Genomic DNA, 21,118 nt, shown 5'->3' on the forward strand with positions numbered 1-21,118 from the left:
CTATTTATAGGGACCCGACTGCGCTAATCGATAAAAAACGGCAGCTTATCGCAGAGATAAATACCGTCAGGTGATAACTTTGCCCCGTAACAAACCACTTCCACTCCCAACTGCCGGACCTGTGCCAACAGCGCCGCATAGCGCTCATCTATATGATGTGCCGGTGCGACCTGCTCAATACCGCTGTGTAACACGGCAAAGAACAACACCGCCCGTTGCCCGCTTTCAACCACGCTGAGCAACTCACGCAGGTGCTTTTGCCCTCTGAGCGTTACCGCATCAGGAAAGTAACCACGTTGTTGTTGCAGTAATGTGACTGACTTAACTTCAATATAGCAGTTAACCCGATTTTCTGCCTGTAATAACAAATCGATACGGCTGTTTTCACCGCCGTATTTCACTTCGCCGCTGATTTTACTGTAACCGGATAATTCATTGATTAAATTGTGTTCAATTGCCTCGCGCACCAGCGCGTTGGCGCGCAGGGTATTGACGCAGATCCAGTGCCCCTGTTGGGTATGGGTCAACTCCCAGCTGTGGGCGTATTTGCGCTTGGGGTTATCCGAGGTGGAGTACCAAACGGTATCGCCGGGCGTGGCGCAGCCGGTCATGGCGCCGGTATTGGCGCAGTGCAGCGTAAAGGTTTCCCCTTCCGGGGTGATCACGTCCGCCAGAAAGCGTTTGTAACGTTTGATCAGCGTGGCGGAACGCAGCGGTGGAGAGAAAATCATGCGGATGCCTGCTTGGCCAACGGCCACTGTTCGAGGTGTTGATAGCGGGTGCGGCCGTTTTCGAACACCGACTCATATAAGGAAAAGGCGTCGGCGCTGAACGCCCAGCCCGGCGTCGCCGGCGGGATCGCCACCGGCTGGGTGGCGGCGCGCAACAGCGTGATGTGCGGATGGAACGGCAGCGCGCTTTGATGGCAGCCGTTGCGGGCGGCCTGCGAACGCAGCAGCTCGGCCAGCTGCAGCAGCCCGCGCGGCGCGCGGCGGGTGCCGAGCCAGACCACGCCGGGGCGCGGCCAATGGCCGAGGTCGTCGAGCCGCATGCTGAAGCCGGGTTGCACGATGTGCCCGGCCAGTTTGCGCAGCGCCAGCTCTTTCTGCGCGGTGACCTCGCCGAGAAACGCCAGCGTCAGGTGCAAATTAGCCGCCGCCACCGGTCGGCCGGCCTCCGGCGCAAACGCCTCGGCGCGCCAGCGGATCACCTGCTGTTGCAGGGCATCAGGCAAGGACAGGGCGAAAAACAGGCGGCGCGAATTGGACATGGGGGCTCGGTAAATAATGACAAATCCGTCGGGACAGACATGGATGCGGCTTGCAACGGTCTCGCGCGAAGCGGGACGCATGGACGAGGTCCGTACTATAGCTAACGCCGCCGCAGTTTGAAAGGCTACGGGGACAAAGCTAATGCTACACTGTACGCCGTTTAACGTTAACCACCACGGAGAGTTCAGTGTCTTCATTGCCCGTCAGCGCGGTGCTTGATGAGTTGCTGGCTGCGTTGCAGTCCGCTCCTCAGGTGCTGTTGCACGCCCCGACCGGCGCCGGTAAATCCACCTGGCTGCCGCTGCAGATCCTGGCTAAGGCCGGGTTGCCGGGGCGCATTATCATGCTGGAGCCGCGGCGGCTGGCGGCGAAAAATGTCGCCTATCGCCTGGCGCAGCAACTGGGGGAGGAGCCCGGCCAGACCGTGGGCTACCGCATGCGCGCCGAAAGTCAAAGCGGGCCGCAAACCCGGCTGGAAGTGGTGACGGAAGGCATTCTCACCCGCATGCTGCAGCAGGACGCCGAACTGCAGGGCGTGTCGCTGGTGATCCTCGATGAGTTCCACGAACGCAGCCTGCAGGCCGATCTGGCGCTGGCGCTGCTGCTCGACGTGCAGCAAGGGCTGCGCGACGATCTGAAACTGCTGATCATGTCGGCCACCCTGGACAACGCTCGCCTGTCGCAGCTGCTGCCGGAAGCGCCGGTGGTGGTGTCCGAGGGGCGCAGCTTCCCGGTTGAGCGTCTGTATCAGCCGTTGGCCAGCCATCAGCGGCTGGAAGATGGCGTAGCGGCGGCGGTGAAGCGGTTGCTGGCCGAACAGCCGGGATCTTTGCTGCTGTTCCTGCCGGGCGTAGCGGAGATCAATCGGGTGCTGGAGCGATTGACCGGCGAGGTGGCGAGCGATACCGATCTTTGCCCGCTGTATGGGGCGCTGCCTCTGGCGCAGCAGCAAAAGGCGATCCAACCGGCAGCGTCTGGCCGCCGCAAGGTGGTGCTGGCGACCAACATCGCCGAAACCAGCCTGACGATCGAGGGCATTCGGCTGGTGGTGGACAGCGGCCTGGAGCGCGTGGCGCGCTACGACGTGCGCAACGGTTTGACGCGGCTGGCGACGCAGCGCATCAGTCAGGCGTCGATGGTGCAGCGCGCCGGACGCGCCGGGCGCCTGGAGCCGGGCATTTGCTGGCATCTGTTCGCCAAAGAACAGGCGGAGCGCGCGGCGGAACACGCCGAACCGGACATTTTACAGAGCGATCTCACCGGCTTCTGGCTCGAACTGCTGCAGTGGGGATGCCATGATCCGGCGCAGCTGACCTGGCTGGATGTGCCTCCGGCGGCGGCATTGGCGGCGGCCAGGGCGTTGCTGCACCGGCTGGGAGCCACGGATGACGGCGGCAAACTTACCGCCCCGGGGCGCCAGATGGCCGCGCTGGGGTGCGAGCCGCGGCTGGCGGCGATGCTGGTCGCCGGCGCGGCGTTGAGTGCCGACGGCCTGGCGACGGCGGCGTTGCTGGCGGCATTGCTGGAAGAACCGCCGCGCGGCGGGCAGATGGATATCGGCTACTGGCTGAGCCGCCCGCAACCGAACTGGCGGCCGCGCGCCTCGCAGTTGGCCAAACGCCTGCCGCAACGTGCGGGGCAAATCGACGTCGATCTGGCGCCGCGCCTGTTGGCGCAGGCATTTACCGATCGTATCGCCCAGCGCCGAGGCCAGGACGGCCGCTACCTGCTGGCCAACGGTCTGGGGGCGGCGATGAACCAGGACGAGGCGCTGTCGCGCGCACCCTGGCTCATCGTCCCCAGCCTGTTGCAGGGCCACAACAGCCCCGATGCGCGTATCCTGTTGGCGTTGCCGGTGGATATCGACGCGCTGGCGGCGCAGCTGCCGGCGATCGTCACACAGCGCACGGCGGTGGAGTGGGATGACGAGAAGGGCACGCTGCGCGCCTGGAAGCGCCAGCAGATCGGCCGTCTGACGCTGCGCGTCCAGCCGCTGGCCAAACCGGCGGATGAAGAGCTGCAGCAGGCGCTGCTCGATTGGGTGCGCGCACAGGGGCTGGCGGTGCTCAACTGGGAGGGCGCCGCCGAACAATTGCGGGTGCGCCTGCAGTGCGCGCAAGCCTGGCTGCCGGAGGCGGAATGGCCGGCGGTGGACGAAGAACCCCTGCTGGCGGCGCTGGAGCAGTGGCTGTTGCCGTCGCTGAACGGCGTGCGCGATCTGCGCGGTTTGAAGCAGGTCAACATCGCCGAGGCGCTGTCCCGTCTGCTGGATTGGCAGCAAAAGCAGCGGCTGGATAATGCGCTACCCACTCATTACACTGTGCCGACCGGCAGCCGCCTGCCGATCCGTTATGAGGCCGGCAAACCGCCGGCGCTGGCGGTGCGTTTACAGGAAGTGTTCGGCGAGCAGCGCAGCCCGATGTTGGCGGAGGGTCGCATCCCGGTGGTGCTTGAGTTACTCTCACCGGCGCACCGGCCGTTGCAAATCACCGGCGATCTGGCGGCCTTCTGGCAAGGCGCCTATCGCGAGGTGCAAAAAGAGATGAAGGGCCGCTACCCGAAACACGTTTGGCCGGACGATCCGGCCACGGCGGTACCGACGCGCCGAACGAAGAAATATCAGTAGGTCGCGATCATTTAAGGTTTGGAATTCAGATGTTTCTTCTGGTCAGCGCTGCGGCGTAGGCACAGATTAAGCGACTAATCATGGCCGGCAGTGTCGGCAAGCTCGGAGAACAACAGCCATGGCTGGGGATGACCGCGAGCCCATCGGGCGCAAAGGAAAACAACCAAAAAGCACCGCGTCGCGCAAGCCGCCGCGCCGTCGCCGAGACGACGATTATGACGATTACGAAGAAGACGAGTATGACGATGATGAGTATGAAGAGGAGGAGGAACGCATGCCGCGTAAGGTAAAAGCGACTCCGCCGCGTAAAAAACGCCGCTGGCTCGGCCTGTTTATCAAACTGATCCTGGTGATCGCCGTCCTGTTGGCGATCTATGGCGTCTACCTGGATTCCCAGATCCGCAGCCGTATCGACGGTAAAGTCTGGCAGCTGCCGGCGGCGGTGTACGGCCGCATGGTCAACCTGGAACCGGGTATGCCGTACAGTAAGAAGGAGATGGTCAACCTGCTGGAAGGCATGCAGTATCGCCAGGTCAGCCGCATGACGCGTCCGGGCGAGTTTACCGTGCAGGCCAACAGCATCGAGATGCTGCGCCGCCCGTTCGACTTCCCGGATGGTAAAGAGGGGCAGATCCGCGCCCGTCTCGACTTCCAGAACAACCGTCTGGCGAAGATCGAAAACCTGGACAGCGGCCGCAGCTTCGGCTTCTTCCGCCTCGATCCGCGTCTTATCACCATGCTGCAGTCGCCGAACGGTGAACTGCGTCTGTTCGTGCCGCGCTCCGGTTTCCCGGATCTGCTGGTGGATACGTTGATCGCCACGGAAGACCGCCACTTCTATGAGCATGACGGCATCAGCCCCTACTCCATCGGCCGTGCGGTGCTGGCCAACCTGACCGCCGGGCGTGCGGTGCAGGGCGGCAGTACGCTGACGCAGCAGCTGGTGAAGAACCTGTTCCTGAGCAACGAACGTTCGCTGTGGCGTAAGGCTAACGAAGCCTATATGGCGCTGCTGGTGGATTACCGTTACAGCAAGGACCGCATTCTGGAGCTGTATCTGAACGAGGTGTACCTCGGCCAGAGCGGCAGCGACCAGATCCGCGGTTTCCCGCTGGCCAGCCTGTACTACTTTGGCCGTCCGGTGGACGAGCTGAGCCTCGATCAGCAGGCGCTGCTGGTCGGCATGGTCAAGGGCGCGTCGCTGTACAACCCGTGGCGTAACCCGAAACTGGCGCTGGAGCGCCGCAACCTGGTGCTCAAGCTGCTGCAGAACCAGGGCGTGATCGACGGCGAGCTGTATGACATGCTGAGCGCGCGTCCGCTGGGCGTGCAGCCGAAAGGCGGCGTCATTACGCCACAGCCGGCGTTTATGCAGATGGTGCGTCAGGAACTGCAGACCAAGCTGGGCGATAAGGTCAATGACCTGTCCGGCGTGAAGATCTTCACCACGCTGGATCCGGTGTCGCAAGACGCGGCGGAAAAAGCGGTCGAAGACGGCATCCCGGCGCTGCGCGCCGCGCGTCACCTGCAGGATCTGGAAGCGGCGATGGTGATCGTCGATCGCTTCAGCGGTGAAGTGCGCGCCATGGTCGGCGGCGCCAACCCGCAGTTCGCCGGCTTCAACCGCGCGATGCAGGCGCGCCGCCTGGTCGGCTCGCTGGCCAAGCCGCCGACGTACCTGACCGCGCTGTCCGAACCGGATAAATACCGCCTCAACACCTGGCTGGCGGATGCGCCGCTGTCGCTGAAACAGCCGAACGGCGCCGTCTGGCAGCCGAACAACTATGACCGTAAATTCCGCGGTCAGGTGATGCTGGTGGATGCGTTGGCCAACTCGCTGAACGTGCCGACGGTGAACCTCGGCCTGTCGGTCGGGCTGGATCAGATCAGCGCTACGCTGCAACGCCTGGGTATCCCGAAAGCGGAGATCAACCCGGTGCCATCGATGCTGCTGGGGGCGATCGGCCTGACGCCGATGGAAGTCGCGCAGGAGTACCAGACCATCGCCAGCGGCGGTAACCGTGCGCCGCTGTCGGCGGTGCGTTCGGTGATCGCCGAAGACGGCACGGTGCTGTACCAGAGTTTCCCGCAGGCGGAACGCATGGTGCCGGCGCAGGCCGCTTACCTGACGCTGTACGCGATGCAGCAGGGCGTGGCGCGCGGGACTTCCCGCTCGCTGTCGGTGAAGTTCCCGAACTACAACCTGGCGGCGAAAACCGGTACCACCAACGATCTGCGCGACAGCTGGTTCGCCGGCATCGACGGCAAGGAAGTGGCGATCGCCTGGGTCGGGCGCGACAACAACGGCCCGGCCAAGCTGACCGGCGCCAACGGCGCGTTGACCCTGTATCGCCGTTATCTGGAAAACCAGACGCCGCTGCCGCTGATGCTGCAGCCGCCGGAAGGCATTAACCAGATGAACATCGACTCTGCCGGCAACTTTATCTGCGGCGGCGGCAGCTGGCGCACCATCCCGGTCTGGACCGACAATCCGCAGGGATTGTGCCAGGCCAGCCAGGCAGCGGTGCAGCAACAGCAGCAACCGGCGGCGGGTGAGCAAAAAGATGGCGATGGCGTCGCCGGCTGGATCAAGGATATGTTCGGCCAGTAATCGCTACCGGGGCGTCGGCCCCGGTGAAAATTTTTTCTTTGTTATTAAGCCCGTAACCTTGGTTGCGGGCTTTTTTATTTTTCCGCTCGTTTTATTTCCCTGTTAACCGCATGGCTAAGCGCCTAATCCTTAACCTATTTGCCTTATGAATTCGGCTTGCAGTTTAATTTGGCTTCTGCATAAAATGCGACGCTTATAATAATTATTATCGTTTACATTCGTCATTTAATTATTCATCAGAGAAATCAACTATGCCGACCAAGCGTCTTTCATCATCCGCGGCCAAGCAGGGCCGCACCCCCGTCAGCGCGTTAGCGATCACCGTCGCTGCGGCGTTGGGCACGCTGGCGATGCCGGCTTTTTCCGCCGACGCCAAGCCGGCCGCCAAGGAAGACACGATTACCGTTGTAGGCGGTAGCAATACCGCCCAGCAGGAAAGCGCCTGGGGGCCGGTCGGCACCTATGTCGCCAAACGCAGCGCCACCGGCACCAAAACCGATACGCCGATCGAGAAGAACCCGCAGTCCGTTTCCGTGGTGACGCGTGAAGAGATGGACATGCGTCAGCCGGATACGGTGAAGGGCGCGCTGGCCTATGCGCCGGGCGTATTTGCCAGCCGCGGCAGCTCCACGACCTATGATGCGGTGGCGATCCGCGGCTTCCCGGCCACCAACACCACCCAGTATCTGGATGGGTTGCGGTTGCTGGGCGACAACTACAGCGAAGCGTCCATCGATCCTTATTTCCTCGAGCGCGCCGAGCTGCTGCGCGGCCCGGTCTCGGTGCTGTACGGCAAAAGCAACCCGGGTGGTTTGGTCTCGATGGTCAGCAAGCGGCCAACCACCGAGCCGCTGCGCGAAATCCAGTTCAAAATGGGCACCGATAACCTGTTCCAGACCGGTTTCGATTTCAGCGACGCGCTGGACGATCAGGGTATCTATTCTTACCGCCTGACCGGCCTGGCGAAAGACAGCGATTCGCAGCAGAACATGAGCAAAGAGAAGCGCTATGCGATCGCGCCGTCCTTTAGCTGGCGTCCGGATGACAAAACCAACTTCACGCTGTTGGCCAACATTCAAAACGATCCCTATACCGGTTATTACGGCTGGCTGCCGAAGCAGGGCACGCTGATTCCGCTGCCGAACGGCGGTAAGCTGCCGACCGATTTCAACGAAGGCGAAGCCAGCAACTACACCTCCCGCAAACAGCGGATGATCGGCTACAGCTTCGAACATGCCTTCAACGATACCTGGGCGGTGCGCCAGAATCTGCGCTATATGCAGCTGGAAACCGACATGAAGAGCATCTATGGCAGCGGCGTTTCTGCGGCGACGCCGACGACGATTAATCGCGCCTATGTCCAGTCGAAAGAACACCTGAACAATTTCTCTGTGGATACCCAGGCGCAGGCGAAGGTGAAAACCGGCGATATCGACCACACGCTGTTGTTCGGCGTGGACTACATGCGCATGCGTAACGATATCAATGCCGCATTTGGCTCTGCGGACGGTCTGAGCATGACCAATCCGCAATACGGGAATGACGCGGTCAATATCAACTTCCCCTACCATTACCTGAACCGTCAGGAACAAACCGGCCTGTATGTGCAGGAGCAAGGGGAGTGGAACCAGTGGCTGTTGACGCTGGGCGGGCGCTATGACTGGGCGAAGACTTCCGCTTATAACCGCGATGTGAGTTCGACGAGCCAGCAGACCGATCGCCAGTTCACCTGGCGCGGCGGCCTCAACTACTTGTTCGACAACGGCGTGACGCCGTATTTCAGCTACAGCGAATCGTTTGAACCGAATCTGGGCACGACGCAAGGGGGTAGCACCTTCAAGCCGTCGATCGGCAAGCAGTATGAAGCCGGCGTGAAATACGTGCCGAAGGATCGCCCAATCGTGCTGACCGGCGCCCTGTATCAGCTGACCAAGAACAACAACCTGACGCCGGACCCGAGCAATGCGCAGTTCAGCGTGCAGAGCGGCGAAATCCGTTCACGCGGCGTGGAGCTGGAAGCCAAGGCGGCGTTGAATGCCAACGTCAACCTGATCGCCTCCTATACCTATACCGATGCGAAGTACACCAAGGACAACACCTATCAGGGCAAACCGACCGTAGAAGTGCCGAAACACATGGCTTCGCTGTGGGCGGATTACACCTTCCACGAAACGGCGGTGAGTGGCCTGACGCTGGGTTCCGGCGTGCGTTACGTCGGCTCCAGCTCGAGCTTCAACAGCGATAATTCCGCCTTCAAGGTGCCGGACTACACGCTGGTGGACGCTACCATTAAATACGATCTGGCGCGCTTTGGCCTGCCGGGCTCGTCCGTGGGCGTCAACATCAACAACCTGTTCGACAAGACCTACGTGTCGAGCTGCTACCGCGACTACGCCTGCTACTGGGGCGCAGAACGCCAGGTGGTCGCCACCGCAACCTTCCGTTTCTAACCGGATAGCCGGGGCGGCGCAGCGTCGCCCCGGACAAAGCAGGATCTATGCAGGACAAACTTCTTAATCCCGGCGCGACCTTCGCGCTGGATAACGCCAGCTTCGCCGTCCCCGGCCGGGTGCTGTTGCAACCGCTGTCGCTCAGTTTTCCCCAAGGCAAAGTCTGCGGCCTGATCGGCCATAACGGTTCCGGTAAATCCACTCTGTTGAAACTGCTCGGGCGGCATCAAGCCCCCAGCGGTGGCCAAGTACTGCTCAATCGGCAGCCGTTGGCGCAGTGGGACAGCAAATCCTTCGCCCGCCAGGTGGCCTACCTGCCGCAGCAGCTGCCGGCGGCGGAAGGCATGACGGTGCGCGAGCTGGTGGCCGTCGGCCGCTATCCGTGGCACGGCGCGCTGGGGCGTTTTGGCGCCAACGATCGCCAATTGGTCGAAGAGGCCATTTCACTGGTGGGGCTCAAGCCGTTCGCCAACCGCCTGGTGGACAGCCTGTCCGGCGGCGAGCGCCAACGCGCCTGGCTGGCGATGATGGTGGCGCAGGACAGCCGCTGCCTGCTGCTTGACGAACCGACGTCGGCGCTGGACATCGCGCACCAGGTCGAGGTGCTGGCGCTGATCCAGCGCTTGAGCCGCGAACGCGATCTCACGGTGATCGCCGTGCTGCACGACATCAACATGGCGGCGCGCTACTGCGATCATCTGGTGGCGCTGCGCGGCGGTGAAATGATCGCTCAGGGCGGCCCGCTGGAACTGATGCAGGGGCCGGTGCTGGAGCAAATTTACGGTATTCCTATGGGCACGTTGCCGCACCCGAGCGGCGGCGCGCCGGTGAGTTTTGTCTACTGATGTCTTCTGCATTCACTTCTTCTCACGATCCGCTGCGCCGCCGTTTGTTGATGGCGCTGGCACTGTCACCGCTGTTGGGCTCGTTGCCCGGCCGGGCGGCGGATGCGCCGCCGGATATCGCGCGCGTTGCGGCGCTGGAATGGCTGCCGATCGAACTGCTGTTGGCATTGGGCGTGACGCCGCTGGCGGTGGCCGATGTGCATAACTACAACCTGTGGGTGGCGGAGCCGAAGCTGCCGGCGACGGTGGTCGACGTCGGTCAGCGCACCGAACCTAACCTCGAACTGCTGCAGCAGCTCCAGCCTTCGCTGGTGTTGCTGTCGCAAGGCTATGGCCCGACGCCGCGAAAAATCCAACCCATCGCGCCAACCATGAGCTTCGGCTTCAACGACGGCAGCGGCAAACCGCTGACCGTCGCCCGCCAGTCGCTGCTGGCGCTGGGCCAGCGGTTGGGCATAGAAAGCCGGGCGGTAAACCACCTGGCGCAGTTCGACGGCTTTATGCAGGACGCGCGTCAGCGCCTGCAAAGCTATACCCGGCAACCGCTGCTGTTGTTTTCGCTGATCGACACGCGCCATGCGTTGATCATCGGCCAGAAAAGCCTGTTCCAGGAAGCGATGGACCAACTGGGCATCCGCAATGCCTGGCAGGAGCAAACCGACTTTTGGGGCACGGCGGTGGTGGGGATTGAACGGTTGGCTACGGTGCGTAATGCCCGGGTCATCTATCTCGATCACGGCAATCAGGCGATGATGGACAAGGTCAGCGCGACGCCGCTGTGGCAGTCGTTGCCCTTTGTGCGGCAAAACCAGCTGCGGCAGGTGCCGGCGGTGTGGTTCTACGGCGCCACGCTGTCGACGATGCGGTTTTGCCGCCTGTTGGCGCAGGCCCAGGAGAGTGCGGCATGAATGCAGGCATCCGGAGATTACCGCTGACGCTGATCCTGCTGTTGCTGGCGGCGGCAGGCGGCCTGACGATATACAACCTGGCACAGCAGCTGCCGCCGGCGCAATGGGTGCGGGCGTTCAGCGCGCCGGACATCGACGACGTGCGGCAAATGCTGTTCCATTACAGCCTGCTGCCGCGGTTGACGGTGTCGCTGTTGGCCGGCGCCGGCCTGGGGTTGGTCGGAGTGCTGTTCCAGCAGGTGTTGCGAAATCCGTTGGCGGAGCCGTCGACGCTCGGCGTTGCCGCCGGCGCGCAGCTCGGCCTGACCATCGCCACGCTGTGGGTGCTGCCGGGGGGCGAATTCACTCGCCAGCTGGCCGCTATGGTGGGCGCGATTGTGGTGGGCGGGCTGGTGTTCGGCGTCGCCTGGGGCAAGCGGATGTCGCCGGTCACGCTGATTCTGGCCGGGTTGGTGCTGGGGCTGTACTGCGGCGCGGTTAACAGCCTGTTGGCGCTGTTTCATTACGATCAGCTGCAGGGCATGTTCCTGTGGGGCACTGGCGCGTTGAACCAACAGGACTGGAGCGCCGTGCAGTTCATTCTGCCGCGTTTGCTGGTGGCCGGCGCGCTGGCGGCGCTGTTGCTGCGCCCGCTGACGCTGCTGGGGCTGGACGACGGCGTGGCGCGCAACCTGGGGCTGGGGCTGTCGATGGCGCGCTTCTGCACCCTGGGGCTGGCCATTATCTTCAGCGCCATGTTGGTGAGTGCGGTGGGCGTTATCGGCTTTATCGGCCTGTTTGCACCGCTGATGGCGAAGATGTTGGGCGCGCGCCGCCTGGCGCACCGCATGATGCTGGCGCCGTTGCTGGGGGCGCTGCTGCTGTGGTTGACCGATCAGGTGATGATCGGGGTGACGCAGGTGTGGCGTGAGATCCCGACCGGCGCGGCCACCGCGCTGTTCGGCGCACCGCTGCTGCTGTGGCTGCTGCCGCGTTTGCGCAGCGCCGCCGCGCCGCCGCCGATGAACCTCGGCGACAAGGTGCCTGCCGAACGCGGGAATCTGCCTGCCTGGATCCTGGTGGGGGGCCTTGTACTGCTGATCGGCCTGACGCTGGCGCTGATGCTGGGCAAAAATGCCGGCGGCTGGCACTGGAGCCTGGGGGCGGAACTGGACTCCTTGCTGCCGTGGCGCTGGCCGCGAGTGCTGTCGGCGCTCGCGGCGGGCATGATGCTGGCGGTCGCCGGCACGCTGATTCAGAAGCTGACCGGCAACCCGATGGCCAGCCCGGAAGTGTTGGGCATCAGCTCCGGCGCCGCTTTTGGCGTCGTGATGATGCTGTTTATGGTGCCGGGCGACGCCTTCGTTTGGCTGCTGCCCGCCGGCAGCCTGGGGGCGGCCGCGACGCTACTTATCATCATGATCGCCGCAGGCCGCGGCGGTTTCTCGACGGAACGTATGCTGCTCGCCGGTATCGCGCTCAGCACCGCCTTTACCACTGTCATCTTCCTGCTGTTGGCCAGCGGCGATCCGCGTATGGGGGGCTTGCTGACCTGGCTCTCCGGCTCGACCTATTCGGTGGAGCCGGCGCAGGCGCTGCGTACCGCGCTGGTGGCCGCCGGCCTGATGGTATTGGCGCCGCTGTGCCGCCGTTGGTTGACCATCCTGCCGCTCGGCGGCGCCACCGCCCGTTCGGTGGGCATTGCGCTGACGCCGGCGCGGTTGACCATTCTTTTATTGGCCGCCGTGCTGACCGCCATGGCGACCCTGACCGTAGGGCCGTTGAGCTTTGTCGGGCTGATGGCACCGCATATGGCGCGCATGCTGGGCTTCCGCCGTGCGCTGCCGCAGATGGTGATCGCCGCGCTGCTGGGCGGCTTGCTGATGGTGTTTGCCGACTGGTGCGGGCGGATGCTGCTGTTCCCGTACCAGATCCCCGCCGGGTTGTTGGCGACCTTTATCGGTGCGCCGTACTTCGTTTATCTGTTGCGTAAGCAGACGTCGTAATCGGCGTCTCGCCGTGCTTTTTCTGCCCTCAAAGGCTCAGCGTCGCTGAGCCTTTTTTTATTTTTCAGGGTGTTGCAAGGCACTGCGAGCGGTTGCGCAAAAACGCTATTGCGTGCGAAAAGGAACACGTGGCGTGGTGGTGAGATGAATATACTGCGGGCGGGTGCTCTGGATCTTTGTCTCTGGAGCCCGTGCGAAAGAGATAAAGAGAAAAGCCCCGAGTCGATATCCATCAACCCGAGGCCTACTCTAACGCGTGACAACGTTAAGTTAGCCTCTTACCCGCCGCGAGGCAAGGAGAAGAAGGCATGATGCCGAACAAACGGAGCCTGTTAAAATTGGTGGTTATTTGTGCCACGGTAATATCACTGGCATGGATAACTCGCAGCACGCTGTGTGAGCTGCGGATCCGATCGGGCACTACGGAGGTTGCGGCCATTTTGGCTTACGAATCCGAACGGTAAGGCAACCCGGCAGCGGGGGCCTGGCCTCCGCTTGCCGGCAAGTCGATGCGTTGATCCGGGAGCACCCATCCGCTCAAAAAAACGGCGAGCCTAAGCTCGCCGTTTTCATGTTGATGTCGGGGCTTATTTCAGGCCGGCGGCATCGCGCAGCAGCGCGGCTTTATCGGTCGCTTCCCACGGGAAGTGCTCGCGGCCGAAGTGGCCGTAGGCAGCGGTTTCGCGGTAGATCGGCTGCAGCAGATCCATCATCTGGATCAGGCCGTATGGGCGCAGATCGAAGAATTCGCGCACCAGCAGCGTCAGCTGTTCGGTTGGCACTTTCTCGGTACCGAAGGTTTCCACCATGATGGAGGTCGGTTCCGCTACGCCGATAGCGTAAGACACCTGGATCTCGCAGCGATCGGCCAGGCCGGCGGCGACGATGTTTTTCGCCACGTAGCGCGCCGCGTAAGCCGCGGAACGGTCAACCTTGGACGGATCCTTACCGGAGAAGGCGCCGCCGCCGTGGCGCGCCATGCCGCCGTAGGTGTCGACGATGATCTTACGGCCGGTCAGGCCGCAGTCGCCCATCGGGCCGCCGATAACGAAACGGCCGGTCGGGTTGATGTGGTATTTGGTGCCCGCCGTCAGCCATTCCGCCGGCAGGACCGGTTTGATGATCTCTTCCATCACCGCTTCTTGCAGATCTTTCAGCGCGATGTCTTCGGAATGCTGAGTGGACAGCACCACGGCGTCGATACCGACGATTTTGCCGTCGTCGTATTGGAAGGTCACCTGACTCTTCGCGTCCGGACGCAGCCACGGCAGGGTGCCGTTTTTGCGCACTTCGGACTGGCGCTGCACCAGACGGTGCGCGTAGGTCACCGGAGCCGGCATCAGCACGTCGGTTTCGTTGGTGGCGTAGCCAAACATCAAGCCCTGATCGCCGGCGCCCTGCTCGAGAGGATCGGTACGGTCAACGCCCTGATTGATATCCGGGGATTGTTTGCCGATGGCGCTCAATACTGCGCAGGAGTTGGCGTCAAAGCCCATGTCCGAATGAACGTAGCCGATTTCGCGTACGGTTTTGCGGGTGATCTCTTCGATATCGACCCAGGCGCTGGTGGTGATTTCACCGCCGACCAGCACCATGCCGGTTTTCACGTAGGTTTCGCAGGCGACGCGCGCTTTCGGATCCTGTTCCAGGATGGCGTCGAGGACGGCATCGGAGATCTGATCGGCGATTTTATCGGGATGTCCTTCGGAGACGGATTCGGACGTGAAGAGGTGTTTAGCCATTGTGTTCTTTACCTTGCATAAGACGGGTTAGAAATTACTGCACAGCGCTGGAGATCCGGCATCAAAGCGAAGGGTCTTCCGCTGATGGCGCGAGATGCATCCTGCAACGCCCCTCAGGCAAAGCCGTTAAGCAGTTTATCAGTTAACCAGTATAGATGGATTAACATCTGGACGTCTATTTTAGGTCAGGGTTTAGCCAGATTGCCAGTAATTTTTTGCGCTTTCGCTCTTTTGCGCAAACGGGTTGGCGCCATTTTCATCGCTTGAAACAGTTTTCGGCGAATTTTCATTTTGCTTTTTCACCTGCTTACCGGTATAAACTGCGCGCGCGGTTCATTTGCTGCACAGTACGGCGATTGGCGGTGGGGAAGGTGCGATAAACTTCCGCTTTGCATTCGCCGGCGTTGCGCTATTATCCGTCGCAGGCGTTCGCCGTGAGCGCCGCCGCTTCATCGAACGGTCACGTTCTTACACTATTTTAGAGGCTGGGTCGTTCACTCCGAACGGCGCGCGTGGAGGTGGTTGGATTAATGATCCGTTGTCTACCGGTTGTTGGCTCCCAACAGCAGTGCCGTTCTGGCGCACATTCTTCTGCTATTTCCCGTCTTGTCTCTCTGTCACTTACCAGGTGCGATAAACACTTGGCCGCTACTCAGGATTCTCGGGCCGGCTAACGGTCGTCTGAAGAACTGAACAAGGGTAGCCTGCAGCCTTCCTGTGGGATGTTTCTTGGCCCGATTCACGAGGTTTGAACAGGGTGTCTTACAATTATATGAGTGATAAACCGATCGCTGACCGCGAACGGCAGTTCTCTTCGCTGCCGCCAGCGCGGCTTGTTGGGTTGTTCTCGCGGGTTGTAGCTGCGATAGTGGCTGACGGTTTCGTCAGTGCGGAATGTGAGGCGAACCATGTCTGATGATCTGTTGATTCACCGCCCGCCGGTTGCGGGCGAGTCTTTATCTTTGCGCTCCATGCAGGAGGTTGCCATGAATGATCGTAATGCCAGCAAGATGCTGCGCACTTATAACGTCGCCTACTGGGGCAACAATTACTATGACGTCAACGAGCTGGGCCATATCAGCGTGTGCCCGGACCCGGATGTCCCGCAGGCGCGCGTCGATCTGGCAGAACTGGTGAAAACGCGCCAGCAAGACGGGCAGCGTTTGCCTGCGCTGTTCTGCTTCCCGCAGATCCTCCAGCATCGCCTGCGTTCGATCAACGCCGCGTTCAAACGCGCGCGTGAGTCCTTCGGTTACCAGGGCGGCTATTTCCTGGTGTATCCGATCAAGGTGAACCAACATCGCCGCGTGATTGAGTCGCTGGTGAACTCCGGGGAACCGCTGGGGCTGGAAGCCGGCTCCAAGGCCGAGCTGATGGCGGTGCTGGCGCATGCCGGCATGACCCGCTCGGTGATCGTCTGTAACGGCTATAAAGATCGTGAATACATTCGCCTGGCGCTGATCGGGGAAAAACTGGGGCACAAGGTGTACCTGGTGATCGAGAAGATGTCCGAGATCAACCTGGTGCTGGAAGAAGCCGAACGGTTGAACGTCATACCACGCCTGGGCGTGCGTGCGCGTCTGGCTTCGCAGGGCTCCGGCAAATGGCAGTCGAGCGGCGGCGAAAAATCCAAGTTCGGTCTGGCGGCGGTGCAGGTGCTGAAGCTGGTAGAGACCCTGCGCGAAGCGGGCCGTCTCGACAGCCTGCAACTGCTGCACTTCCATCTGGGTTCGCAGCTGGCCAACATTCGCGATATCGCCACCGGCGTGCGCGAATCGGCGCGTTTCTACGTTGAACTGCACAAGCTGGGCGTCAACATTCAGTGCTTCGACGTGGGCGGTGGCTTGGGCGTCGACTACGAAGGCACCCGCTCGCAGTCCGACTGCTCGGTGAACTACGGCCTGAACGAATATGCCAACAACGTGATTTGGGGCATCGGCGATGCCTGTAACGAACACGGCCTGCCGCACCCGACGGTGATCACCGAGTCCGGCCGCGCCGTGACCGCGCACCACACGGTGCTGGTCTCCAACGTGATCGGCGTAGAGCGCAACGAGTTCAGCGAACCGCTGCCGCCGGAAGCCGACGCGCCGCGCGCGCTGGAAAGCATGTGGGAAACCTGGCTGGAAATGAACGAGCCGGAGAACCGCCGCTCGCTGCGCGAATGGCTGCACGACAGCCAGATGGATCTGCACGACGTGCATACCCAATACGCGCACGGCATGTTGGATCTGACCAAGCGCGCCTGGGCCGAGCAGCTGTATCTGAACATCTGCAACAAGATCCAGCAGCAGCTCGATCCGAGCAACCGCGCGCACCGTCCGATCATTGACGAACTGCAAGAACGCATGGCGGACAAGTTCTACGTCAACTTCTCGCTGTTCCAGTCGATGCCGGATGCCTGGGGCATCGATCAGCTGTTCCCGGTGCTGCCGCTGGAAGGGCTGGATAAGCCGCCGGAAGGCCGCGCGGTGCTGCTCGACATCACCTGCGACTCCGACGGCACCATCGACCACTATGTCGACGGCGACGGCGTGGCGACCACCATGCCGATGCCGCCGTACGATCCGGAGAACCCGCCGGCGCTGGGCTTCTTCATGGTCGGTGCGTACCAGGAGATCCTCGGCAACATGCACAACCTGTTCGGCGATACCGCCTCGGTTGACGTGTATGTGTTCCCGGACGGCAGCGTCGAGACCGAGCTGTCCGATGAGGGCGACACCGTGGCGGACATGTTGGAGTACGTGCAGCTCGATCCGAGTGCGCTGCTGGCCAAATTCCGCGATCAGGTCAAAGAAACCGATCTGGACAGCGAGCTGCAGGCGCAGTTCCTGGAAGAGTTTGAGGCCGGCCTGTACGGCTACACGTATCTGGAAGACGAGTAACCGCCCTCTTCAGGGGGCGATATCGGCCCCCTTGAAGCATGGATAAAATGCGGCCATAATCTGCCGTATCGGTAGCACCGAAACAAACATCGAATTACCCGTCATACTTGAATTTGCCTCTGTGTTGGCTGCGTGCGTTCACTCCAGTTACTTACTTGAGTAAGCTCCTGGGGATTCCCGCTCTGGCCGTCTTGATGCAACTCCAATTATCTAGGGTATCAATCCCTTTCTCGTCGGGCTAACGACGCGGGAGGGATTTTTTTTTGTAACGGCCCGGCGTCTGCGCCCGGCAACTTGTTGAACTACGAGGGTTTACTATGAGCACCTTAGGCCATCAGTCCGATAATTCATTAGTGTCCAACGCCTTTGGTTTCCTGCGCTTTCCGCTGAACTTCATGCCTTACGACAGCGATGCAGAGTGGGTCATCACCGGCATTCCGTTTGACATGGCGACCTCCGGTCGCGCCGGTGGCCGTCACGGCCCGGCGGCTATTCGTCAGGTATCTACCAACCTGGCCTGGGAAGGCAACCGTTGGCCGTGGAGCTTCGATCTGCGCGATCGGCTGAACGTGGTTGACTGCGGCGACATCGTGTTCAATTTCGGCGATGCGCAGGACATGAGCGACAAGCTGCAGGCGCACGCGGAGAAACTGCTGAAGGCCGGTAAGCGTATGCTCTCGTTCGGCGGCGACCACTTCGTGACCCTGCCGCTGCTGCGCGCGCACGCCAAGCATTTCGGCAAGCTGGCGCTGGTACACTTCGACGCCCATACCGATACCTACGCCAACGGCAGCAAGTTCGACCACGGCACCATGTTCTACCATGCCCCGAACGAAGGCCTGATCGATCCGCACCACTCAGTGCAGATCGGTATTCGCACCGAGTTCGATCATGACAACGGCTTTACCGTGCTGGATGCCGCGCAGGTGAACGATCGCAGCGTGGACGACCTGCTGACCCAGATCAAAGGCATCGTCGGCGATATGCCGGTGTACCTGACCTTCGACATCGACTGCTTGGATCCGGCGTTCGCACCGGGCACCGGCACGCCGGTGATCGGCGGTCTGACTTCCGATCGTGCGCTGAAACTGGTGCGCGGCATGCAGTCGCTGAACATCGTCGGCATGGACGTGGTAGAAGTGGCGCCGGCCTATGACCAGTCCGAGATCACCGCGCTGGCCGCGGCGACCCTGGGCTTGGAGATGCTGTACCTGCAGGCGGCGAAGAAACACGCCTGACGCCAGGCCACGCCTCGCTGAAAAAGCGGCTCCCATCGTATGGGGCCGCTTTTTTTATTTCATTTGTCGCCATCCGCGCTGCGATTTTCAGCCTGTTGCAACGCCTTTGCGCAATCCTGCGCAGACATGAAACTGAGTCAGAGAATAAGGACACGGGACAACGGAGAGGATGAATATACTGCGCGCGGGTGCTCTGGATCTTTGTATCTGGAGCCTGCGTGAAAGGTACAAAGAGAAAAGCCCCGAGTCGATATCCATCAACCCGCGGCCAACTCTAACGCCAGACAACGTTAAGTTAGCCTCTTACCCGCCGCGAGGCAAGGAGAAGAAGGCATGATGCCGAACAAACGGAGCCTGTTAAAATTGGTGGTTATTTGTGCCACGGTAATATCACTGGCATGGATAACTCGCAGCACGCTGTGTGAGCTGCGGATCCGATCGGGCAACACGGAGGTTGCGGCCATTTTGGCTTACGAATCCGAACGGTAAGGCAGCCCGGCGACGGGGGATGTCCCCCGTCTGCTGATTGTTGGCGTCCAGATCCATGAGCACCCTCTCAACGCTGTCGGTTTTCCGCCGCACGGGACAGGGAAACGGGTCTATGCCCGTTTCACCTGCCGCGCCAGCAACATGCGGCCAAACAGTGCGCCGCCCGCCAGCAATGTCAGCAGCTGCGAGGCGATCAGCACCGCAAAGCCTGAAGACACCTTACCTTGGCTGGCCATCACCATGCCCATCGCCATCGGCACAAACGCCGAAAACAGATTGCCGATGCCGTTGATCAGCCCATAGGCGCTGCCGACCGCCTCCGGCCGCGCATAATGTTGCAGCAGGGTAGGGATCGCCGCGCCCTGCGCGCCCCAACAGGCATTGGCCGCCAGCAGGAAGAAGGCGATCCAGCCAAGCTGATGGCTGTTCATCACGCCATAGATACACAGCGCGGTCGCTGCGCCGCCGCAGACGAAGATCAGCGGCGCTTGATAAGGGCGGATACGATCGAGCAACACGCCGCCGAGGTATTTGGAGGCGATGCTGACGATGAAAGGCAGCGCGGCCATCCAGCCCATATGCTTGATGGAGAACCCCTTTTCATCGGTCAGATACGCCGGCAACCAGGAGCTGGAGCCCCACAGATAGCTGAGCGTAGCGATCTCGATCAGCAGGATCCAGCCAAGCATCGGCGTGCGCCAGGCCAGCGTAAAGGTGTGCCAGACGCGGCTCAGCACCGGTTGTGGATCGGCAGAGCGCGAGGGTGAAGACAGGGCGAGGGGATGAACGAACAGCCGTACTAGCGCGAGCCCCAGCAGCAGGTTGAGCAGCGCCAGCAGGTGAAACGACATCGCCCAGCCGAAGTGCGCCATCAGAAAACTCACCAGCGGAAAGCCGAGCACCAGCCCCAATGAAACGCCCAGCGCGCTGATCGCGTTGGGCTTGCCGCGCTCGTCGGCGGCGAAATGATCGCTGATGTACATGGTCTTCAGCGAGAACAGCGGCCCCTCGCTGACGCCAAGCAGCGCGCGCACCACGCACAGCAGCATCAGCGATCCCGCCAGCGGCGAGGCGGCGGTGAGCAGCGCCCACAGCACCACGCTCAGCGTCAGTGCGCGGCGGTAACCCATCAGCGTTTCCAGAAACGGCGTCAGCAACATGGCGGACAGGCCGTAGCCGAGCAAAAACACCGTCATCAGCGTGCCCTGGTGGGCGCGGTCGCCGCCGAGTTGGAAGTGTTGCAGGAAGTCGGGATTGACCAACATCACGGCGATATTGACCCGATCCGCATAGGCGATAACGATCAGAAACAGCAGGGCGATCACCCCAAACCAGCGTTGACGTTGTTGCACGTTGCGTTCCTCAATGCGAGCGGTTGACGAATTCAGGCAGCAGCAAACTCACCCGCGGATGCCATGGCGCGCAAACGCGGGGGATGAGGCTGATTGATGTAAATTTATTGTTATCAAATAGGGTGTGAAAGACAGTGAGAAAACACTTTTACGCGCAATGCGTCGTCGGAATCAACGCATTTTTTGCCATAAATTAGCGGGAGAGCGCACAACTGACATAGGTTTTTCATATCGGTGCATGATTTCGTGATCCTTCCCGCATTTGTCATTTTTAAACAACCTTTCATTAACATTTGCCGTTCCGCTCGCTTGACGAAAGTTTCGCCAGACCTATAGTGGCTGTATTAAATAAGAAACTGAGTTTCATATATGAAACAATCAGATAGAGGACAAAAGCAATGAGCTGGAAGAATGTGTGCGAAGTGTCTCAGGTGAAAGAAGATTTTCCTTTCTCCGGCAAAGTGGAAGGAAAAGAGATCGGGGTGTACCTGCTCGACGGTAACTACTACGCGCTGGAAGACGTTTGCCCGCATGCTTATGCCTTGCTCAGCCAGGGGTTTGTAGACGACGGCAAGGTTGAGTGCCCGCTGCACGAAGCGCTGTTTGACGTGCGCACCGGCCAGTGTCTGCGCGAGCCGGGCGGCCGCGATCTGCAAACCTATCCCACCCGGGTGGTCGACAACCAAATCCAGATCACCTTTATCGCGGAGGAGTAA

At 61.3% G+C, this 21,118-nt stretch carries 15 protein-coding genes; 11 read left to right on the plus strand and 4 right to left on the minus strand.

Annotated features, from left to right (window positions below; all coding sequences use genetic code 11):
- Positions 1-23: 23 nt before the first annotated feature.
- Together sfsA and thpR are read right to left on the minus strand one after the other, a co-directional pair.
- A complete protein-coding gene (gene sfsA / locus ACUXAC_RS20420) occupies positions 24-731 on the minus strand; it encodes a DNA/RNA nuclease SfsA (RefSeq protein ID WP_004937572.1) in 708 nt (235 codons plus the stop codon).
- The gene (gene thpR / locus ACUXAC_RS20425) at positions 728-1,270 is read right to left on the minus strand and encodes an RNA 2',3'-cyclic phosphodiesterase (protein WP_387445389.1); all 543 of its coding nucleotides are present in this window, start codon (positions 1,268-1,270) and stop codon (positions 728-730) included. The genes sfsA and thpR overlap by 4 nt, the downstream gene beginning before the upstream one ends.
- Positions 1,271-1,458: 188 nt before the next feature.
- On the opposite strand from thpR, the gene hrpB reads away from it, so the two are divergent.
- The 7 genes from hrpB to ACUXAC_RS20460 all read left to right on the plus strand — a co-directional run bounded on the left by hrpB (position 1,459) and on the right by ACUXAC_RS20460 (position 13,160).
- Positions 1,459-3,897, plus strand: coding sequence for an ATP-dependent helicase HrpB (gene hrpB, locus ACUXAC_RS20430; RefSeq protein ID WP_387445390.1), 2,439 nt, complete (start codon positions 1,459-1,461; stop codon positions 3,895-3,897).
- Between the two features lie 118 nt (positions 3,898-4,015).
- The gene (mrcB, locus tag ACUXAC_RS20435) at positions 4,016-6,508 is read left to right on the plus strand and encodes a bifunctional glycosyl transferase/transpeptidase (RefSeq protein ID WP_454266860.1); all 2,493 of its coding nucleotides are present in this window, start codon (positions 4,016-4,018) and stop codon (positions 6,506-6,508) included.
- Positions 6,509-6,759: 251 nt separating this feature from the next.
- Positions 6,760-8,958: a ferrichrome porin FhuA gene (fhuA, locus tag ACUXAC_RS20440; protein WP_060422694.1), complete on the plus strand. Its 2,199-nt coding sequence runs from the start codon at positions 6,760-6,762 to the stop codon at positions 8,956-8,958.
- A 47-nt stretch (positions 8,959-9,005) separates the two neighbouring features.
- The gene (gene fhuC, locus ACUXAC_RS20445; protein WP_049200086.1) at positions 9,006-9,803 is read left to right on the plus strand and encodes a Fe3+-hydroxamate ABC transporter ATP-binding protein FhuC; all 798 of its coding nucleotides are present in this window, start codon (positions 9,006-9,008) and stop codon (positions 9,801-9,803) included.
- The gene (fhuD, locus tag ACUXAC_RS20450; RefSeq protein WP_038872395.1) at positions 9,803-10,711 is read left to right on the plus strand and encodes a Fe(3+)-hydroxamate ABC transporter substrate-binding protein FhuD; all 909 of its coding nucleotides are present in this window, start codon (positions 9,803-9,805) and stop codon (positions 10,709-10,711) included. Before fhuC ends, fhuD begins: the two co-directional genes overlap by 1 nt.
- Positions 10,708-12,696 (plus strand): Fe(3+)-hydroxamate ABC transporter permease FhuB, encoded by a 1,989-nt coding sequence (gene fhuB, locus ACUXAC_RS20455; protein ID WP_070913732.1) that lies wholly within the window; start codon positions 10,708-10,710, stop codon positions 12,694-12,696. The genes fhuD and fhuB overlap by 4 nt, the downstream gene beginning before the upstream one ends.
- A 311-nt stretch (positions 12,697-13,007) precedes the next feature.
- A complete protein-coding gene (locus ACUXAC_RS20460) occupies positions 13,008-13,160 on the plus strand; it encodes a Hok/Gef family protein (RefSeq protein ID WP_004937610.1) in 153 nt (50 codons plus the stop codon).
- A gap of 123 nt (positions 13,161-13,283) precedes the next feature.
- Here ACUXAC_RS20460 and metK read toward each other — a convergent pair whose 3' ends face one another.
- Positions 13,284-14,438: a methionine adenosyltransferase gene (gene metK, locus ACUXAC_RS20465; protein WP_033654692.1), complete on the minus strand. Its 1,155-nt coding sequence runs from the start codon at positions 14,436-14,438 to the stop codon at positions 13,284-13,286.
- A gap of 908 nt (positions 14,439-15,346) precedes the next feature.
- On the opposite strand from metK, the gene speA reads away from it, so the two are divergent.
- The 3 genes from speA (at position 15,347) to ACUXAC_RS20480 (ending at position 19,050) form a co-directional block, all read left to right on the plus strand.
- A complete protein-coding gene (gene speA / locus ACUXAC_RS20470) occupies positions 15,347-17,323 on the plus strand; it encodes a biosynthetic arginine decarboxylase (protein ID WP_055311965.1) in 1,977 nt (658 codons plus the stop codon).
- Between the two features lie 317 nt (positions 17,324-17,640).
- Positions 17,641-18,561, plus strand: a complete 921-nt coding sequence (speB, locus tag ACUXAC_RS20475) for an agmatinase (RefSeq protein WP_004937606.1) — start codon at positions 17,641-17,643, stop codon at positions 18,559-18,561.
- Positions 18,562-18,897: 336 nt separating this feature from the next.
- On the plus strand, positions 18,898-19,050 hold the full coding sequence (locus ACUXAC_RS20480) for a Hok/Gef family protein (RefSeq protein WP_033638576.1): 153 nt from the start codon (positions 18,898-18,900) through the stop codon (positions 19,048-19,050).
- A gap of 110 nt (positions 19,051-19,160) precedes the next feature.
- Here ACUXAC_RS20480 and ACUXAC_RS20485 read toward each other — a convergent pair whose 3' ends face one another.
- Positions 19,161-20,402, minus strand: coding sequence for an MFS transporter (locus ACUXAC_RS20485; RefSeq protein ID WP_342120530.1), 1,242 nt, complete (start codon positions 20,400-20,402; stop codon positions 19,161-19,163).
- 398 nt (positions 20,403-20,800) lie between these two features.
- Here ACUXAC_RS20485 and ACUXAC_RS20490 point away from each other — a divergent pair, with 398 nt between their 5' ends.
- The gene (locus ACUXAC_RS20490; protein WP_004937614.1) at positions 20,801-21,118 is read left to right on the plus strand and encodes a non-heme iron oxygenase ferredoxin subunit; all 318 of its coding nucleotides are present in this window, start codon (positions 20,801-20,803) and stop codon (positions 21,116-21,118) included.

The organism is Serratia sp. 121840015-1, from assembly GCF_053627655.1.